The sequence below is a fragment of the Stutzerimonas sp. 21-1 genome (assembly GCF_056336065.1).
In genome coordinates, this window is sequence record NZ_CM150500.1 from 1349711 (window position 1) to 1366054 (window position 16344).

Consider the following 16344-nt stretch of genomic DNA (forward strand, 5'->3'; position numbering starts at 1 on the left):
GACCCGAGGACACAGCACGTATCGGGAAGGTCGCGAGCTGTGAGCCAACTGTAGGGCAACTGCCCTGCAGCTGGCTACAGCGTTACCGGGGCATTAAAGCCATGAGCCGCAGAGATCTACTACCGGGCAAAGGCCCGGTGCTTAATACCCGCCAGGCGCTGTACCGCGCCACGCGCGACGCAACAGGGGGCCAGAACGCGGTGGCGCTGACCATCGGCATGGACCCGGACGAGCTGAGCAAGCGCGTCAACCCTGAGGGCCACCGCCCAATTCACCCTGAGTTCATTGAGGAGATCGTCGCTACGACGCGCGATCCGCGCCTGCTGGCGGCATTGGTGCGCCCGGCCGGGGCGGTGGCGTTCGTGCCGCAGCCGGTACCAGCGACGCGCGATGCGCTGAAGGCGCTGGGCGCGCTGTTGCAGGCCGAGGGTGAGTTTGTCGGCAGCCTGCATGACGGCGCAGCGGATAACCGCTGGGAGCCGCACGAGGTGGAGACGCTGCGTTACCACGCGAACCGGATGATCGGGGAGATTCTCGGGATCGTCGCCGGCGCCGAGCAGGCGATGGAGGAGAGCTGTCATGGATGAGCGTGCATTCGAGATGGCGCAACAGCGCGAGCTGGACGACCGGGAGGCGGCGATTGCCGCCCGCGTGCGTTATGAGGGCGTGAGCCTGAGCGAGTGCGAGGAGTGCGGCGTGGAGATTCCACAGGCCCGGCGCGATGCGGTGCAAGGGTGCCGGCTGTGCGTGGAGTGCCAGGTCTTCGAGGACAAGCGGAATGCGGGGGTGCGCCGTGGCTGAAGTAACCCAAGAGCAATGCCGCCGGATCCTGAAGCTCTACATCGAAAAGCACTACGGCACGCAAAAAGCTTTCGCTGAGGCGATTGGCGTATCAGGCGCCCACGTATCGGCAATCTTGTCCGGTTCTAAGAGCATGCCGCTCAGCTTCCTTGATCTGATCGGCGCGCGGGTGCGGGTCCGCTATTTGGTCTCAGACGAGATGGCGCAGTGGGTTCGGCTCACTGAAAAGGTCATGGAGGTGCGCCGTGGTTGAGCGCGTACCTCTGACGCTAGCCGACCTGACCGAGCTGCTGCAGTACATCCCCGCCGATGACCGCGACACGTGGTTGCAGGTGGGTATGGGCATCAAGGCGGAGTTTGCCAGCGCTGGGTTCGATGCCTGGGATACCTGGAGCGCGACCGGCGATGGGTATAACGCGGCCGATGCGAAAACGGTGTGGCGCTCGTTCCGCAAGGCGGGCACGGGCATGGGCACGGTGATCAAGCTGGCGAAGGACAACGGGTGGCGCCCGCGCCGCGAGCCGATGACCGCCGAGGAGAAACGCCGGCTGAATGCCGAGGCCGAGGAGCGCCGTGCGGTGCGGCAGGCGGAGATCGAGGCGGATGAGGCGCGGGCGCAGGTAATGCGTGAGGCCGTGGCCTCCGCCTGTGAGCTGATCTGGACGAAGCACTGCAAGCCGCAAGGCAAAAGCCCCTACCTGGAGCGTAAGCAGGTGGGGGCTTTTGGTGTGGGCTTTTTCCACTACACGGTTGTGCTGGCCATCGATGATGAGCGCCAGCGCTGCGATGTGTGGGTGGGGAGCGAGGCGCGGGAGTTCTTCGCGCACATGCCGAAGCCCAGGCCGGATTCGCTGTCGTTCCTGATGTTCAAGGCCGGCACTGTGGCGGTGCCGCTGCGCGATGCGGCGGGGAAGTTGTGGAGCCTGCAGGCGATCAACGAGCAGGGCACGAAGCTGTTCCCGAAGTACGGGCGCAAGGCGGGATGCCGGCATGTGCTGGGCGAGTTGGACGGTGCGGCGGTGATCGCCGAGGCCGAGGGTTATGCGACGGCGGCGAGCGTGCACATGGCGAAGGGCTGGCCCGTGGCGATGGCGCTGGACTCCGGCAACATGCCGGCGGTGGCGCGCGACCTGGCGGCGCAGTGCCCGGATGCGCTGTTGGTGCTGGCCGGCGATGACGACCCGACGAAGCCGGGCAACCCGGGCCGAAAGAAGGCGGAAGCGGCGGCGGGTGAGGTTGGCGGTATTGCGGCGTTCCCTACGCTGCCGGCCGAAGCCGAGGCGGGGCAGGACTGGAACGATGTGCATGTGGCGTGGGGGCTGGAGGCGGTGACGGAGCAGCTTACTGCTGCGGTTGCTGGTGGTAAGCCTTCCCCGACCCCATCCGCTGACGAAGCCGCGGCGCCGGGCGGCTCCTCCGAAAGCGGGGGGGCGGGGGCGGGGTTTACGGCGGCACAGGTGTTGCGGCGGTTTGCGCTGGTGGAAGGCACGACGCACGTCTGGGACCAGGATAAGAAAGCGGTGATGAAGAAGACCGCGTTCGAGGCCCTGGTGACGAAGCCGTTGGCGAAGGGCTGGGCGGAGGATGCGGGCAAGAAGCTGATCGGCGCGGATGAGGTGCGCGAGATCGAGCAGGCGCGGCGGATGGCTGGCAAGAAGGCCGGTGCGCTGGGGATGACGCCCATCCAGCGGTATGTGTACATCGATGGGACGAAGGATGTGTGGGACCGCGAGAAGAAGCGGCGCATCCCGGAGGGCGCGGTGAAGATGGCGCTGGGCGATGCCTATGCGTTGTGGCTGAACAGCGCGGAGCGGCGGACGGTGGACGTCGATCACATTGTGTTCGACCCGACGATGACGAAAGACCCGGCGGTGTACATCAACACGTTCGAGGGGCTGCCGCTGGAGCCGGTGCGCGATGACAAGGCGTGCGAGAACCTGCGGTGGCTGATCTCCTTTTTGTGCAACCACGAGCCAGCGCCGCTGGATTGGCTGGTGAAGTGGTTGGCCTTTCCGCTGCAGCACCCGGGCGCGAAGCTGGATACGGCGGTGCTGATGCATTCGGTGATGGAGGGCTCGGGCAAGAGTCTGCTGTTCGCCGATACGTTGGGGGCGCTGTACGGGCCGTATGCGGCGACGGTGGGGCAGACGCAGTTGGAGAGTAACTTCAATGCGTGGCAGAGCCGGAAGCTGTGGGCGGTGTTCGAGGAGGTGGTAAGCCGGGACCAGCGTTACAACCAGGTGGGCAAGATCAAGCATTTGATCACCGGGAAGACGGTGCGGATGGAGTCGAAGTTCATCAACGGTTGGGAGGAGGCGAACCACATGAATGCGGTGTTCCTCTCGAACGAGATCATGCCGTGGCCGATCAGTGAGTCGGACCGCCGGTTTCTGGTGATGTGGCCGCTGGAGACGTTGCCGGAGGAACGGCAGCGGGCGATCGGCGCGGAGCTGGCAAACGGTGGGGTGGCGGCGCTGTATGGCTGGCTGCTGGATGTGGACCTGGGTGACTTCAATGAGCGCACGCGGCCACCGAAGACGGATGCGCGTCAGCGGTTGGTGGCGCTGTCCCGTGCGGGGTGGCAGACGTTTTTGCATCAGTGGCGGGTGGGCGAGCTGGGCAAGGGCCTGTGGGGCGCGTGCCTGTCGACGGACCTGTATGCGCTGTTTCTGGAGTGGTGCCAGCGCAACCGCGAGCACGCGATGAGCCAGACGAAGTTCAGCTTGTTCATCAGTTCGGAAGTCGGCAAGACGCCGCGGCCGATTCCGTGGACGGACGGCAGCGATCGGCGCTTCGGTGCGTTCTTCCTGCCGGATGCGGGGGAAGGCGAGGAGGAGGGCTCTTTCCCGCCCCTATCTCTGAAAGCCGCTGCGCTTGGCCAGCAGGTGAGGGAGTGGCGCGCGCGGGCGAAGTTGGCGGGCTGGGACGTGGATGGTTGGGATCACGTCAAGGAGGTGGCGGCATGATTTGGCGCAAATGTGTGTCGGGTGTGTCGGGTTGTGTCGGGTTTGGTTTTGCAACCCAACACAGCGGCAGGCCAGTAACGGCGGGGCTTGCGGCGGTGTGTGTCGGGTGTGTCGGGTTTTACGCGCGCGCGCGCATGCGTGCATCGCGCTCGGGATTGGTTGCCGGCACCGGTGACGGTTGGTTTTTTTTCTACGCGAGGGCTGAAAAACCCAACAAACCCAACACACCCAACACAGTTACTTTGAAGGTGTTGATTTGTAAGGGTTTTAAGTGTGTCGGGTTTGTGTTGGGTTCGGTGTTTTTGTGTCGGGTCGGGGGTGAAGCATGATCGAGGCGATGGAGGTGCTGTTGCAGGCGTGGGGCCGTGAGGTTGTGGACCCTGCTCTGGATGTGGCCATCGCCTCGCCGCTGGGCCGGCTGGGTGACGATGCGCCGGGCGGCGTTGGCGGGCATCGTTGCCTGTCGCTGGTGGAGTGCGCGGTGGCGATCAGCCGGGCGAGCCAGGCGGTGACGATGGCGCTGGACGGGCTGGCGAAGGATGCGCCGCTAGGGCTTGGCTCGCGTGGGCGGGTGCTGCAGCGGTTGGCGCATGTGCGCTACTGCCAGGGGCCGCAGGCGGTGGCGGTGGCGACGCAGTGTGCGCGCCTGGGTATCTCGATGCGGACGTATCGGACGCAGGTGGATGAGCTGCACGCGGAGCTGATGGCGGAGTGGCCGGTGGCGCTGGCGCGGTTGCAGGCGGCGGAGCGGGGCACGGATGCACATGCGGCGGCGGTGAAGCGGGCACGGGTGGCGCGCGATGCCGCACGGGCTGCGCTGGTGGCCGAGCGCCGGCGTGAAGGGGAGCGCAAGGCTGCGGCGCGGGCGGTGAGGGCGGCGGCGAAGGGGGCTGCGTGATGGCCGTTCGTCCGGTGTGTTTCGAGGATTGGCGGAGGATTGCGGGAGCATTCGCGGAGGATTCGAGAGGGGCGTAATTCGAGGGTTTACGCCGTTGCATGTCGGCTGTAGAAAGTGCGCATGGTTGTAGAGCTGCGCCCGCAGCGATAACCACCAAGCGACGTGCTGTGTCGCGGCCTGTTCCCCGGCAGGCCAGCCCCCGAGAGGGGGCATCCATTCCAAGGCTCACCCGCAACGGTGGGCCTTTTCTTTTGGCCGCTGGCCGGTGGGAGGTTGTGATGAGCGAGCCGAGCGGCGTGGTGGTTGCCGGCGCTGTCGGTGTTGGCGTGGCCGGTGTGCTGGCTGGCGTGAACACGGAGGCGGCGGTGGGTGCGCTATTCGGCGCGCTGCTGTATTTCACGACGACGCGTGAGCTGCCGTTGTGGCAGCGCGGGTTGTTCTTCCTGACTTCGTTCGTGATGGGCTATCTGCTGTCGCCGGCCGTTGGCGATCTTGAGGTGTTCGGCGTCCATCCGTTCGCGTTCCCCGGGCCGGCTGCGTTCATCTGTTCGGTGCTGGTGGTGACGCTGTCGCTCAATGCAATCAAGCGCGGCGCTCTGCCGGCTCAGCGAGGGCAAGCCGATGGATAGTCTGGTGCTGACGCAGGTGACGTTCTGGTTGTGCCTGGTGATCTTCCTGCGACTGTTCACGTATCGCCGCAGCGGCGCGCGCTTCCGGCGGGGCGTTTCGCTGGTGGCGGTGCTGGTAATGGGCTGCGCCGGGCAGACGATGATCAGCATTCTGCAGGGCTCGCTGCACATGCAGCCGCAGAGCTGGCCGCTGGTGGTGCTGCTGGCGGTGTTCGCGTGCGCGATCTGGCGGTCACGCGGCAACCTGGCAGCGGTGCTGAAGTCTGAATCGCCGCGATGGGATGGGGCCGAGCGTCGGCATGGCGCGGTGTTCCGGGAGCGGCGGGTGGTGAGGCGATGACGCGGTGACGCCCCGACGCCCCGACGCCCCGAAAAGAGCGGGTCCTCCCTGGCGACTTCCTCAAATGCGGCGACGTAGACCGCGGATTTTTCGCAGAGTGACGGGCGTATAGGGGGTTCCGCTTCCGGCCTGGTCCTGCGGTGGAGTTGTTCATGCCCTCGCAACGAGAAATTGCCCAGCACCTGGACATGAGCGAGCGCAACTGCCGCGACGTGCTGAAGTCGCTCGCCATCGACTGGACCAACGCCACCCTTGACGAGATCCGTACCGCATACATCCGCGACCTGCGAGAGAAGGCGGCCGGTCGAGGCGGCAGCCAAGTCGAGCTGCTCAATGCGGCTCGTATTGAAGAGTCCACGGTCAAGGCCGCCAACGGCCGCCTGGCCTATCACGAGAAACTCGGGACGCTCGTCCCTACGGCTGACGCAACGTTCGCACTCAGTGACTGGGCCAGCTTCGCCAACCGCGAGTACCAGAGCGGTTTCGAGAAGCTGATTCAGGAGCTGGAGAACGGTCTGAAGGTCAGCATCGACCGAACCACGGTGGCTCGCATTGCTGAATCTACAATCGGCCGAATTGGAGGCTATGCGGATAAGCTTGGCCGGCGCCTTGCTGGAGGCAGGCAAGCAGTTCAATCCGCCGAAGCAAATATCAACAACTGATTACCTGTCGAGTGAGTTCTGGCTGCCGCCAGAATCCGGCGTACTTCACGGACTCTACGACTTCTACTACACACCGTATTTCCTCGGTGTGGCTGCCGCGTTGGATGATCCCGCGGTCAATGAAATCGTCTTGATGAAGGCGGCCCAAATCGGGTGGACCTACTTCATGCTCGGTTTCATCTTCAAGCGAGTGCAAGGCCAGCCCATGCCCATCATGGTGCTGTTCGCTAAAGAGGGTGACGGTAAGAGCTTCCATGACGAAAAGCTCGTGCCCGCGGTTCTAGCGAACCCGCAGATCGGCAGGCTCATGGACGTCACCACGGCCAAGAAGCAAGGCAACCGCTGGAACCACAAGTCATACACCGGTGGCTTTCTCAAGTTGGTGGCCTCCAACTCGCCGGGGAACGTCAAGTCGACCTCTTCGGTTGGCTTGGCCATCGTCGAAGAGCCTGACGACACCAGCGACGATGTGAAAAAACAAGGGGATGCCATCGGCCTGCTCGAGGAGCGCGTAAAACGCTACCCCGGCGCAAAGTTCGTTGTCGGCGGAACGCCGTCTCTCAAGGGATTTTCCAAGACCGAGCAGCGCATCGAGCAGAGCGACCGCCGAGTGCTACCGATCACCTGCCACGAATGCGGCGAATCACACGTGCTGGACTTCCAGTACATAAGCTGGCTCGAAGCTGACGATGACGCCCAGCCGCATGAAATCTACGGCCGGGCACTGCCAGATACCGCCGTCTACGCCTGTCCGCATTGCGGCAGTACATGGGACGACTATCAGCGGAAGGAAAATATTCGAAATACCGTCTTCGCAGCGGTTGAGCGCGGCGACCCGCTTCGTGGCTGGGTGCCCACGCGTCCCTTCTACGGGAAAGCAGGCTTCGAGGAGCTGAGCGAGCTGTACGCTTGCCTACCAGGCACAACGCTGTCCGGCCTGGTACGCGAAAAGCTGGCGGCGGAAAAACTGGCCGAAAGCGGCGATCTCAAGCAGATCATCAAGTTCGTCAACCAGAAGCAGGGGCGCCCCTACGAGTACAAATCTGATCTGCCAGATGCGGAGAAACTGGCAGAGCGAGTCGAGGAATACGGCGAACTGCGGGTGCCGGCTGGCGGCTTGATCCTCACGCTGACCGTCGACGTTCAGCACGACCGTATCGCGGTCATCCTTCGTGCCTGGGGCCGCGGTGAAGAGTCCTGGCTGATCCTCTGGACCGAGATCTCCGCGCAGACGGGCACCTCTGACAAGAACGACCCCGTCTGGAACGAACTGGATCGCCTGGTGTTCGGCGTCTACGAACATGCCAAGGGCTATCGGCTGCGCATCAGCGCGGCGAGCATCGATGCTTCGGACGGCCAGACCAACGATGCGGTGTATCACTACGTCCGTACGCGCAAACAGCGCCTGTCCAAGCTGCTGGCAATCAAGGGTGCCACCACGCTGGATGCGGAAATTCTCACGGCACCGCGCAAGATCGACCTCAATACCAAGGCCACTAAGGCTGCGAAGTACGGGCTGCAGGTCTACATGGTCGGCACCAACAAGGCGAAGGATCTGCTGGCAGAACGGCTCAAGCTCACCGGTCACGGACCTGGGCGCATGCATACCTACGCGGAAGTGCGCGCCGACTACTTCACCCAGATGTGTGGCGAGGTGAAGGCGCCGAGTCGCCGCCATGCTGGCAAGAAGGTCTGGCAACAGAAGGCCGGCGCCGCGGTAGAAGCGTGGGACTGCGAGACGTACCAGATTCACCTGGCTCGCTATCTGCGGTTGCACCTGAAAACGCCGACCGACTGGGATGCGATCGAGGCTGGGCTTATGCAACCCGATCTGCTCGCTGACAGCGACGTCGTGCCGGTCACTTCGGCCGATAGCCTGCCAGATGTTCCGGAAGCACCTGCGAAACAGGGCCCATCGCTGGCAGACCTCGGCCGCATGATGAACGGAGACGACTGATGTCGACCCAACAACAACTGAATGAGGCTCGCAACGCGCTGCACCGGCTGATCATTGGCGAAAGCATGGTGAGCCTACAGCGCGACGGTAAGCGGGTGGAGTTCGCGCAGGCCAATCGTGGAGACCTGGAGCGCTACATCGCCCAGCTCGAGGGTCAGCTTGGTCTCGGCCGTCCACATCGGCGCGGCCCCGCAGGAGTAATCGCATGACAGCCATCCAGATCCTGCACCCCAACGGCTTGCCGGCCAGGTCGCAAATGAGTAGCTGGCAGGGCGCCGGAGGTGGTTTCGGTGGTCAGCTCGAGCGCTGGAAGCCATCGCTGAAAACGCTCGACGCCGCGCTCCTACCGCAGCTCGACCTCGGCAACGCCCGCGCAGAGGATGTCACCAGAAACAACGCCTTCGCGGCGAACGGCGTACAGCTGCATGTCGATAACATCGTCGGGCACCTGTTCCGGCTGAGTTACAAGCCGCGTTGGCGGCGTCTTGGCATCAGCGACGTCGACGCCCGATCCTTCGCCCAGGACGTCGAGGCCTGGTGGACCGAATATGCAGAGGACCCGATCGGCTGCTGGCTGGACGTAGAGCGCAAACGCACCGCCACCATGATGGTTCGCGAGGCCGTGGCCACACACACGCGGTTGGGCGAGGTAATGGCAGCGGTAGAGTGGCTGGAGCGCGCGGGCACCTCGATGCATACCGCAATCAAGATGGTGAGCCCCAAGCGCGTAAGCAACCCCGGTGGCCGAGCCGACACGGCGACGTTGCGTCATGGGCTCGAATTTGACCGGGGCGGCGCGATGATCGCGGCCTGGGTGCGCCAGAGCGGTACGGGCGGGCTCGGCCTCGGCAACGGGATGAGCAATGAGTGGAGGCGCATAGAGCGCGAAACCCGCTTCGGCCGGCCCAAGTTTATCCACGTCTTCGAGCCCACCGAAGATGGACAAAGTCGTGGCGCCAACCAGTTCCTGGCCGTGCTCGAACAGTCGCACATGCTGCCGAAGCTGCAGCACACCAAGCTGCAGAATGCCATCGTCAACGCGATGTACGCCGCTACCATCGAGAGCGAACTCGGTACCGACGCGGCCCTGGAAATCATCGGCGCCGGCGAGGGTGGTACGAACAACATCGTCAACTACCTGATGGCGGTGAACAGCTTCCACAACGGTTCCAAGCTCTCGCTCAATGGCGTGAAAATCCCGCACCTGTGGCCGGGTGAAAAGCTCAACCTGCAAACCAGCGGCAACGTCGACAACGGCTTCACCGACTTGGAATCCAGCATCCTGCGCTGGATGTCGGCAGGGCTGAACGTCCCGTACGAACCGTTTGCTCGTGACTACCGGCAGAGCACCTACAGCAGCGCCCGGGCCAGCATGATGGAGGGCTGGCGCTACTACATGGGGCGCCGCAAGGTCATCGCCTCGCGTTTCGCCAGCATGCTGTTCGTGGTTGCGTTCGAGGAGGCGTTGCAACGCCGAGAACTCGTCTTGCCGAGTCGGGCCACCCGCGGCTTTTACGAGGCGAAATCGGCCTGGTGCAACACCGAATGGATCGGCTCCGGGCGGCTAGCCATTGACGGACTCAAGGAAGTGAAGGAGGCGGTCCTGCGTATCGAGTCTGGCCTCAGCACTTACGAAAAAGAGCTGGCCCTGCTGGGTGAGGACTACCAGGAAACCTTCGCGCAGCAGGTGCGCGAAATGAACGAGCGCCGCGAGGCCGGCCTGCCGCCGCCGAGCTGGATGCAAGCCCAGGCCCTGGCCCCGGAACAGGCCGAGCCAACCGAGTAGGGGACCTCATGAACTATCCGCAAATTGCCAGCCGGGTGCTGAACACGCCCTTGTTGCTGGAGCCGGCTTATGCGCGTGTGTTTTTCAGCGCGCTGGGCAGCCGGCTCAACATCGCCGAGCTAAAGGACGAGCAGGGCGCCATCGACATGGGCCAGAAGCTGCGAGTCGATGCCCGTACCTACAACAAGACGCGCACAAACGCTTGGGGCGAGGAAGAAGTCATCTTCCAGGTAGTCGACGGCATCGCCCTGCTGGACGTGAAGGGGACCCTGGCGCACAAGTCCGGCTACCTCAAACCGTACAGCGGTATGACCGGCTACGACGGCATCATCAATCGCGCCGCGATGATGTTCGCCGAGCCGGACGTCAAGGGCGTGCTGATGGACATGCATACGCCAGGCGGCGAAGTGTCTGGCTGTTTTGATACCGCCGACCGGCTCCGCCAGATGTCGCAACAGGCCAGCAAGCCGATCTGGTCTCTGGCATGCGACTCGGCCTGCTCGGCGGGCATGGCGCTAGCCAGTGCGGCAGACCGGCGCCTGATCACGCAAACCGGCTACGTCGGCTCGGTCGGGGTCGTGATGGCCCACGCCAGCTATGAAGACTATCTGGAGCAGGAGGGCATCAAGGTCACCCTCATCCACTCCGGTGCGCACAAAGTCGATGGCAACCCCTACGAGGATTTGCCGAAGGAAGTCCTCAGCCGCTTCCAGTTCGACACCGACGCGCTACGCCAACAGTTCGCCGAGCTGGTTGCCCGCAACCTAGGCATGACCAGCGAAGCGGTATTGGCCACCGAAGCCGCGGTATTTCGTGGTCAGGCGGCAATTGAGGTCGGCTTCGCCGATGGCCTGGTTAATGGGCATGAGGCAGCCGCCGAGTTTTCCGAATACCTGTCCAGCCAGGGCAGGGTCACAACCCTAGGAGTCAATCGCATGACCGGTACCAACCCAACGCCGACTGCCGAAGCCGCCCCGCCTGCCCAGGCGGCCGCCGCGGCGCCGGCCACAGTCGATAACGCTGCTGCTGCCAGTGCCGAGCGCACTCGCGTGCAGGGCATCCTCCAGCATGCCGAGGCCGCTGGCCGCGGAAAAATGGCCGAACACCTAGCCTTCAATACAGACCTGGCTGTTGAGCAGGCCGGCGCATTGCTCGCTGCTGCCCCGAAGGAACAGGCGGCAAACCTCGATGCTAGTACCGCGCTGGACAAGCTAATGGCGGCAGAAGAGCAGCCGAACGTCACTGCTGCCGCCAGCGGTAACGACAAACCCAACAAGGCTCAGGCGATCGCCAGTGCCTGGAACGCCGCCACGGGAGTGAAAGCCTGATGTCTACCGTCCAACAGCCCGTCGACAACTGGGTCACCGGTTCCGACTCCTACCAGACCACCCTCGGCACCGTCGCTTCCGGCCAGAATCTCGCCGAGAAAACTCCGCTCGGCCAGGTCGCCGCTACCGGCAAACTCGTCGCCTGGGATCCTGCCGCAACAGACGGCTCCGAAGTCGCCATCTTCATCACAGCCTATGCCGTCGATGCCAGTGCGGCGGATAAGCAGGCACAGGTGATCAAGTCCGGCACCTTCAATCCTGAGCAGCTTGTCTGGCCGTCTGGTGCGACTGCTGCGCAGAAGCTCGCCGCTTTTGCTGGCACGCCGATCAGCCTGCAACTGCCGGTCTGATCGCCAAAACACTTCCCAAGGGCCGCTACCGCGGCCTTTTTTATTTCGAGGACTGAACAATGGCCGCTGGCTACGATACAACCACCCTGCTGGGCGTGAAGGAAATCCTTCCCAAGTTCACCCCGCTGTTCCTGCAGATGTTCTTCCCCACTGTGGCAACCTTCCCAACGGAAGAAGTCGCCTTCGACAAAATCAAGAAAGACCGTCGCCTGGCGCCTTTCGTCTCCCCGCTGGTCTCTGGCCGCCCCCGTCGTGAACGCGGCGGTTTCCTCACTACGCTCAAGCCTGCATACATCAAAGAAACCGACGTGGTGCGTCCGACGCGGCTCATCAAGCGCCGCTTGGGCGAGGCCCTGAATGGTGAGATGGATGCTGCGCAGCGCCACGACGCAGTCATCGCCGATCTGCTGGTTGAGCACGAGGAGAACATCGTCGCGCGTGAGGAGTGGATGGCTGTGCAAGCCGTTTTGTACGGCAAGGTAACCATGCAGGGGCCAGATCATCCCCCGGTAGAGGTCGATTACGGTCGCAGTGCCGATAACCAGGTCATCCTGGCTGGCGCCCTCAAGTGGGACACCGTCGACGCAGCAACCTACGACCCGTCCGAGGACATCGAGGACTGGGCTGCCGAGACCACTGGTCCCGCCGGCGTCCTCATGATGGGCAAGGGCACCTGGCGCCTGTTCAGCCGCTTCAAGGCAGTGAAGGACAAGCTGGAAACCCGGCGCGGCAGCACCTCACAACTGGAGCTTGGCCCCCAGCTGGAGAAGGAAGTCATGCGCAAGGGCTTCTACGGCGAATACGAAATCATCGTCTACACCGGGAAGTACACCGATGATGAGGGCAACAAGGTCAACTTCATGCCCGAATACGGGCTGCTCATCGCACCGGCGAGCGCCGACAACGTGATGGCTTACAGCGGCATTCAGGACGCCAAGGCCAATGCCAACGGCATCGCCGAGGCTACTCGTTATCCGTCCAACTGGTTCACCGACAACCCCAGTGTTGAGTGGATCCAGACCCAGGCCGCGCCTGTTCCGGCACTGTTCGACGCGGACGAATTCACCTTCATTACCGTGGCCTGACGGCCCCTGAGCGCGCGGTATGGCACCGCCTGCCGCGCCGGAGAGCAGAGCAATGGCTGACAAACAGTACATCGTCAAAACCACTATCCGTGGCGTTGAGAAGAAGGGCGGCAAGATCGTGGTGATCAAGAGCGGCCCCGCCCCGCAGGACGTCCCCGCTGGGTTGGTGAAGGAGCTGCTTGAGCGCGGCGCAATCGAAGAAGTGCCGGGCGCCAATGGCGCGGCTGAAGAGGGCGGTGACGGCGAGGCTGGCGACTGATCATGGCGTCCCAGTTCGACCGAATCATGCAGCGCGCTGACGACACCCTGTTTCGCGTGTTCGGCGAAGATCGCAACGACTGCGGGCCAACCTACACGGCGCCGGATGGCTTTGCCCGCCCGGTGCCGCTGGAGGTCATCCTCGGGCGCAACGTAGAGGTCGCTGGCGCCGACGGCACGTTCCGCGTTGTGCAATACCTGGCTGAAATCCGCCTGAGCCAGGTGCGATGCCCCAAACGGGGCGGGCGCCTGACGCTGAGCGAGGGCGTATTCATTCTGGAAGAGCCGCTTGGTTCCGACGCGCTGGTCGAGCGCTGGGCGCTACTGCCGGGGAGGTGAGGGTGGCGGGATACGATTCAGTAAGGGTGGAATTCAAGGGTTCAAGCCGTTTTGCCGGTCGCCTGGATCAAATGCCACCCAAGCTGCGGCGCGCGATCCAGCTGGCCCTCAACACCGTGGGTCGGCGTACCAACACCCGCAGCTGGCGCGCTATACGCGATGAAATCAACCTCAAGCCGAGCTACATCCAGCAGGAAGTGAACTTCATCCCCGCCTCGGTCGATGAGTTGCGCGTGATCATCTTTGCGCGCAAGCGCGGTGTAACCCTGAGCCAGTTTCCACATCGCCAGCTCTGGAAGCGCGGCCAGAACGGCAAGCGAGTTAAAGCTGGCGTGCGCGTTAATGTTGGCAAGGGTCATACCGAGTTGAACGAAGGCGCATTCATTGCGCCTATCGGGCCGGCGGGAGGGCTGATCGCCGAACGTATCAGCAAGCCTCGCCTGCCATTGGAAGTACTGCACGGCCCATCGCCGTCCCAGGTGCTCGGCACACTGCTGGGCGAACTGGCTGAGCAGGCTGAGCGGGACCTCGATATTGAGACCGAGCGTCAACTCAACAGGGCGGACCTATGAGCAACCCTCTCGAACAGGCGCATCAGGCATTGGTCGCTCGGTTACAGCGCATTACGCCAGGCAACGGCTATCTGACGGATGCAGGTTATCGGGTGAAGGAAGGCTGGCTCGAAGACTTGTTAATCGCCACGGATGTGGCGTTCCCCTTTATCGCAGTACAGCCTGGCGAATATCCGGCGCCCGAGCAAGGGCCCGGCGCTCTGCAGGCAACGCTCGGCCGCCGCATCGTCGGGGTTGTCGATGGTGCATCACCCGATGATTACCTGAGGCTGCTGGATGCGCTCTACCTCGATCTAGCGGTGGCCCTGCAGGCATCGCCGAACATGCCCAACCCCTGGGGTCGGCCCGGCCCCTACAAGGTCACCCTCGGTGCATCGAGGCCGTTCCCGCCGGGTAACGGCCTCGCCGCCGGCACCCTCGTATTCCCTGTGCAACTGCACGTCATCATCAACGGAGACTGACTCCATGAGTAGCAAAACAACGGTGCCTGTCCCACAGGCCGCCGAGGTTCAGGTCGTCCTGAACAAAGCGCACACCCACCGCGGCGAGCAGCACAAGGCCGGCGCAACGATCAACGTCACTGCCAATGAGAAAGCCTGGCTCGAGAAGCGCGGCATTGTCGGAGGTATTCATGAGGAGGTGAGTCATGGCTGATTTGCGCGGCGCGTTTCTCGGGGTAGGCAAACAGTACCTCGAGGATCTGGATGACCCCCAGGGCCTGATCTTCATCGGCAACTGCAACTCTCTGACTTACGAGGCAACCCCTCAAGAAATTGAAGAGCAGGACTACACCACCCCAGGCGGCGGCCTCGACGCCTCGGTGCAACGCATCAGCGCGCTCAACGTCACCTACAACGCTCGGCACTTCAAAAAGGCCAACATGGCTCGCGCGCTGTACGGCGCCGCCACCGATGTCGCTGCCGGCACCGTGACCGGCGAAACCCATACCGCGTACCCCGGCGCGTTGATTCTGCTCGGCAACCCGGGCGCCACGGATGTGGAAGTGACCAGCGCCGATGGCCTGACCACCTATCTGCTGGACGAGGACTACACGCTGGACCCGGCCGGCTTCCCGGTCATCACTGAAGGCGGGGCCATCGCCACCGCCACTCCAGTTAAGGTCAACTACAGCTACGCCAAGCACGCCACGATCCAGGCGCTGGTCAAATCCGGCAAGCGTTTCCGGCAGGTGTTCGTCGGCCTCAACGAAGCTCGCTCTGGCAAGCCTGTGGTGATCGAGGTGTTCCGCGTCAACCACTCGCCGGCCACGCTGAGTTTCATCGGCGACGAGTTCCAGGGCATGGAATTCACCGCCAAGGTCGAGAAGGACCCGACCAAGATCGGCACCGGCATCAGCCAGTACATGGTCATCAAGGACGTGGATTAATCGCCAAGGCCCAAGCCCAGCCGCGTGGTGGGCTTGGGTGCTGACTGCGTGATATGGTTCTCATGTCCGAAAAGGAGGGAACCTGATGCGTAATTTCGGCTTCATCTTGGCGACGCTTTTGCTTTCCTCGCAGGCCAGCGCTGCCACCATCTTCAAATGCGTCGACGAGGCCGGGAAGGTCACGTTTACGAAGAACGCCAATTGCCCCCGCAACACTGGCCTTGAAGATGTCGTCCGCGCCCATAACGCCGCACCTAGTGGTTCGAGCGCACCGGTGCAGATGGCGACCCCAGCTACGCCATCCTATACCGCACAGCTTCCAGAACAGGCGCCGCGCAAGGGCGCTACGGTGGTGGGTGGTAGTGCACCACAACGCGGTTGCGATACCGGCCTGTCTGAGCGGGATCTGCGCACGGCGAAGGTCCGCGGCGAGATAGTCCCGGGCATGTCACGTAAGGACGTTGAGAACATGTACGGCAAGGCGAATCGCGATGGAAGTTCACGCGGCGCTGGGACCACCACCTACTGGAACGACAAATACGTCGATGTCACCAGTGTCACCTACGATGCTGGTGGATGCGTCCGGTCAACCTACCAGTCCGGCCATAAAAACTAGGCCTCAACCAACACATAAACCCGCCTCGGCGGGTTTTTTATTGCCTGGAGTATCCATGTCCGATCTGGTCCACCACAGCGTGGTCGTCATCGACGGCCGCGAAATAGTCGTGCGCGAGCTTTGCGTAGCTGATGTCCGCAAGCTGCTGAAGCCGCTCGACGGCGACCTGCTCGACGCCGCGTTGTTCGAGGATGTTCGCCTAAGCGATTTGCCCCTTTTTACCAACCTGACCAGTGCCGACGTTGAGCAGCTTAAGCCGTCCTCGCTTCGCGTCCTGGTGCAGGAGTGCAAGAAGGTGAACCCGGATTTTTTCGGGATGCTGGCTCGGCTGGAGCGGAGCCGGGTCGAGGCCTGACAGCGCTCGAGGGCT

At 63.3% G+C, this 16344-nt stretch carries 23 protein-coding genes; all 23 read left to right on the forward strand.

What is annotated here, in order from left to right; translation table 11 throughout:
• Nucleotides 1-101 precede the first annotated feature (101 nt).
• The 23 genes from AC0ZJQ_RS06735 (at nucleotide 102) to AC0ZJQ_RS06845 (ending at nucleotide 16329) form a co-directional block, all read left to right on the forward strand.
• The gene (locus AC0ZJQ_RS06735; RefSeq protein WP_138299525.1) at nucleotides 102-587 is read left to right on the forward strand and encodes a phage regulatory CII family protein; all 486 of its coding nucleotides are present in this window, start codon (nucleotides 102-104) and stop codon (nucleotides 585-587) included.
• Nucleotides 580-801 carry a TraR/DksA C4-type zinc finger protein gene (locus AC0ZJQ_RS06740; RefSeq protein WP_476477545.1) on the forward strand — a complete coding sequence of 74 codons (222 nt, stop codon included), beginning with the start codon at nucleotides 580-582 and terminating at the stop codon, nucleotides 799-801. The genes AC0ZJQ_RS06735 and AC0ZJQ_RS06740 overlap by 8 nt, the downstream gene beginning before the upstream one ends.
• Nucleotides 794-1054 (forward strand): helix-turn-helix domain-containing protein, encoded by a 261-nt coding sequence (locus AC0ZJQ_RS06745; protein ID WP_476477546.1) that lies wholly within the window; start codon nucleotides 794-796, stop codon nucleotides 1052-1054. The genes AC0ZJQ_RS06740 and AC0ZJQ_RS06745 overlap by 8 nt, the downstream gene beginning before the upstream one ends.
• Nucleotides 1047-3767 carry a DUF5906 domain-containing protein gene (locus AC0ZJQ_RS06750; protein ID WP_476477547.1) on the forward strand — a complete coding sequence of 907 codons (2721 nt, stop codon included), beginning with the start codon at nucleotides 1047-1049 and terminating at the stop codon, nucleotides 3765-3767. The genes AC0ZJQ_RS06745 and AC0ZJQ_RS06750 overlap by 8 nt, the downstream gene beginning before the upstream one ends.
• Complete coding sequence (locus tag AC0ZJQ_RS06755) at nucleotides 3764-4096, forward strand: hypothetical protein (RefSeq protein ID WP_476477548.1); 333 nt, start codon at nucleotides 3764-3766, stop codon at nucleotides 4094-4096. Before AC0ZJQ_RS06750 ends, AC0ZJQ_RS06755 begins: the two co-directional genes overlap by 4 nt.
• A gap of 44 nt (nucleotides 4097-4140) precedes the next feature.
• A complete protein-coding gene (locus AC0ZJQ_RS06760; RefSeq protein ID WP_476477549.1) occupies nucleotides 4141-4665 on the forward strand; it encodes a hypothetical protein in 525 nt (174 codons plus the stop codon).
• Between the two features lie 278 nt (nucleotides 4666-4943).
• Complete coding sequence (locus AC0ZJQ_RS06765) at nucleotides 4944-5294, forward strand: putative holin (protein WP_043296268.1); 351 nt, start codon at nucleotides 4944-4946, stop codon at nucleotides 5292-5294.
• Nucleotides 5287-5634, forward strand: a complete 348-nt coding sequence (locus AC0ZJQ_RS06770) for a phage holin family protein (protein WP_476477550.1) — start codon at nucleotides 5287-5289, stop codon at nucleotides 5632-5634. The genes AC0ZJQ_RS06765 and AC0ZJQ_RS06770 overlap by 8 nt, the downstream gene beginning before the upstream one ends.
• Before the next feature lie 152 nt (nucleotides 5635-5786).
• The gene (locus tag AC0ZJQ_RS06775; RefSeq protein WP_476477551.1) at nucleotides 5787-6296 is read left to right on the forward strand and encodes a hypothetical protein; all 510 of its coding nucleotides are present in this window, start codon (nucleotides 5787-5789) and stop codon (nucleotides 6294-6296) included.
• Entirely contained in the window at nucleotides 6232-8253 is a 2022-nt protein-coding gene (locus AC0ZJQ_RS06780) for a terminase gpA endonuclease subunit (RefSeq protein ID WP_217496800.1), read from the forward strand. The genes AC0ZJQ_RS06775 and AC0ZJQ_RS06780 overlap by 65 nt, the downstream gene beginning before the upstream one ends.
• Nucleotides 8253-8462: a gpW family head-tail joining protein gene (gene gpW, locus AC0ZJQ_RS06785; protein WP_043296270.1), complete on the forward strand. Its 210-nt coding sequence runs from the start codon at nucleotides 8253-8255 to the stop codon at nucleotides 8460-8462. Before AC0ZJQ_RS06780 ends, gpW begins: the two co-directional genes overlap by 1 nt.
• Nucleotides 8459-10039, forward strand: a complete 1581-nt coding sequence (locus AC0ZJQ_RS06790; RefSeq protein WP_043296271.1) for a phage portal protein — start codon at nucleotides 8459-8461, stop codon at nucleotides 10037-10039. The genes gpW and AC0ZJQ_RS06790 overlap by 4 nt, the downstream gene beginning before the upstream one ends.
• Before the next feature lie 146 nt (nucleotides 10040-10185).
• Nucleotides 10186-11367: a S49 family peptidase gene (locus AC0ZJQ_RS06795; protein ID WP_476477552.1), complete on the forward strand. Its 1182-nt coding sequence runs from the start codon at nucleotides 10186-10188 to the stop codon at nucleotides 11365-11367.
• On the forward strand, nucleotides 11367-11717 hold the full coding sequence (locus tag AC0ZJQ_RS06800; protein WP_138299532.1) for a head decoration protein: 351 nt from the start codon (nucleotides 11367-11369) through the stop codon (nucleotides 11715-11717). The genes AC0ZJQ_RS06795 and AC0ZJQ_RS06800 overlap by 1 nt, the downstream gene beginning before the upstream one ends.
• Before the next feature lie 59 nt (nucleotides 11718-11776).
• Nucleotides 11777-12802, forward strand: a complete 1026-nt coding sequence (locus AC0ZJQ_RS06805; protein WP_476477553.1) for a major capsid protein — start codon at nucleotides 11777-11779, stop codon at nucleotides 12800-12802.
• A 52-nt stretch (nucleotides 12803-12854) separates the two neighbouring features.
• Nucleotides 12855-13061 (forward strand): hypothetical protein, encoded by a 207-nt coding sequence (locus AC0ZJQ_RS06810; protein WP_476477554.1) that lies wholly within the window; start codon nucleotides 12855-12857, stop codon nucleotides 13059-13061.
• A gap of 2 nt (nucleotides 13062-13063) precedes the next feature.
• Nucleotides 13064-13399, forward strand: a complete 336-nt coding sequence (locus AC0ZJQ_RS06815; protein ID WP_476477555.1) for a head-tail joining protein — start codon at nucleotides 13064-13066, stop codon at nucleotides 13397-13399.
• Nucleotides 13400-13401: 2 nt separating this feature from the next.
• A complete protein-coding gene (locus AC0ZJQ_RS06820) occupies nucleotides 13402-13971 on the forward strand; it encodes a phage tail protein (RefSeq protein WP_476477556.1) in 570 nt (189 codons plus the stop codon).
• The gene (locus tag AC0ZJQ_RS06825; RefSeq protein WP_476477557.1) at nucleotides 13968-14432 is read left to right on the forward strand and encodes a hypothetical protein; all 465 of its coding nucleotides are present in this window, start codon (nucleotides 13968-13970) and stop codon (nucleotides 14430-14432) included. The genes AC0ZJQ_RS06820 and AC0ZJQ_RS06825 overlap by 4 nt, the downstream gene beginning before the upstream one ends.
• 4 nt (nucleotides 14433-14436) lie before the next feature.
• Nucleotides 14437-14625 (forward strand): DUF7210 family protein, encoded by a 189-nt coding sequence (locus AC0ZJQ_RS06830; RefSeq protein ID WP_476477558.1) that lies wholly within the window; start codon nucleotides 14437-14439, stop codon nucleotides 14623-14625.
• Entirely contained in the window at nucleotides 14618-15358 is a 741-nt protein-coding gene (locus tag AC0ZJQ_RS06835; RefSeq protein ID WP_476477559.1) for a phage tail tube protein, read from the forward strand. Before AC0ZJQ_RS06830 ends, AC0ZJQ_RS06835 begins: the two co-directional genes overlap by 8 nt.
• A gap of 85 nt (nucleotides 15359-15443) precedes the next feature.
• Nucleotides 15444-15974, forward strand: coding sequence for a DUF4124 domain-containing protein (locus tag AC0ZJQ_RS06840; RefSeq protein WP_476477560.1), 531 nt, complete (start codon nucleotides 15444-15446; stop codon nucleotides 15972-15974).
• A 55-nt stretch (nucleotides 15975-16029) separates the two neighbouring features.
• On the forward strand, nucleotides 16030-16329 hold the full coding sequence (locus tag AC0ZJQ_RS06845; protein WP_476477561.1) for a hypothetical protein: 300 nt from the start codon (nucleotides 16030-16032) through the stop codon (nucleotides 16327-16329).
• Nucleotides 16330-16344: the final 15 nt, after the last annotated feature.

Coding starts and splice junctions, on each gene's coding strand:
- AC0ZJQ_RS06805 (WP_476477553.1), top strand. CDS start 11,777: ATGGCCGCTGGCTACGATACAACCACCCTGCTGGGCGTGAAGGAAATC.
- AC0ZJQ_RS06765 (WP_043296268.1), top strand. CDS start 4,944: ATGAGCGAGCCGAGCGGCGTGGTGGTTGCCGGCGCTGTCGGTGTTGGC.
- AC0ZJQ_RS06845 (WP_476477561.1), top strand. CDS start 16,030: ATGTCCGATCTGGTCCACCACAGCGTGGTCGTCATCGACGGCCGCGAA.
- AC0ZJQ_RS06800 (WP_138299532.1), top strand. CDS start 11,367: ATGTCTACCGTCCAACAGCCCGTCGACAACTGGGTCACCGGTTCCGAC.
- AC0ZJQ_RS06775 (WP_476477551.1), top strand. CDS start 5,787: ATGCCCTCGCAACGAGAAATTGCCCAGCACCTGGACATGAGCGAGCGC.
- AC0ZJQ_RS06810 (WP_476477554.1), top strand. CDS start 12,855: ATGGCTGACAAACAGTACATCGTCAAAACCACTATCCGTGGCGTTGAG.
- AC0ZJQ_RS06835 (WP_476477559.1), top strand. CDS start 14,618: ATGGCTGATTTGCGCGGCGCGTTTCTCGGGGTAGGCAAACAGTACCTC.
- AC0ZJQ_RS06825 (WP_476477557.1), top strand. CDS start 13,968: ATGAGCAACCCTCTCGAACAGGCGCATCAGGCATTGGTCGCTCGGTTA.
- AC0ZJQ_RS06735 (WP_138299525.1), top strand. CDS start 102: ATGAGCCGCAGAGATCTACTACCGGGCAAAGGCCCGGTGCTTAATACC.
- AC0ZJQ_RS06840 (WP_476477560.1), top strand. CDS start 15,444: ATGCGTAATTTCGGCTTCATCTTGGCGACGCTTTTGCTTTCCTCGCAG.
- gpW (WP_043296270.1), top strand. CDS start 8,253: ATGTCGACCCAACAACAACTGAATGAGGCTCGCAACGCGCTGCACCGG.
- AC0ZJQ_RS06795 (WP_476477552.1), top strand. CDS start 10,186: ATGGGCCAGAAGCTGCGAGTCGATGCCCGTACCTACAACAAGACGCGC.
- AC0ZJQ_RS06830 (WP_476477558.1), top strand. CDS start 14,437: ATGAGTAGCAAAACAACGGTGCCTGTCCCACAGGCCGCCGAGGTTCAG.
- AC0ZJQ_RS06740 (WP_476477545.1), top strand. CDS start 580: ATGGATGAGCGTGCATTCGAGATGGCGCAACAGCGCGAGCTGGACGAC.
- AC0ZJQ_RS06770 (WP_476477550.1), top strand. CDS start 5,287: ATGGATAGTCTGGTGCTGACGCAGGTGACGTTCTGGTTGTGCCTGGTG.
- AC0ZJQ_RS06755 (WP_476477548.1), top strand. CDS start 3,764: ATGATTTGGCGCAAATGTGTGTCGGGTGTGTCGGGTTGTGTCGGGTTT.
- AC0ZJQ_RS06790 (WP_043296271.1), top strand. CDS start 8,459: ATGACAGCCATCCAGATCCTGCACCCCAACGGCTTGCCGGCCAGGTCG.
- AC0ZJQ_RS06815 (WP_476477555.1), top strand. CDS start 13,064: ATGGCGTCCCAGTTCGACCGAATCATGCAGCGCGCTGACGACACCCTG.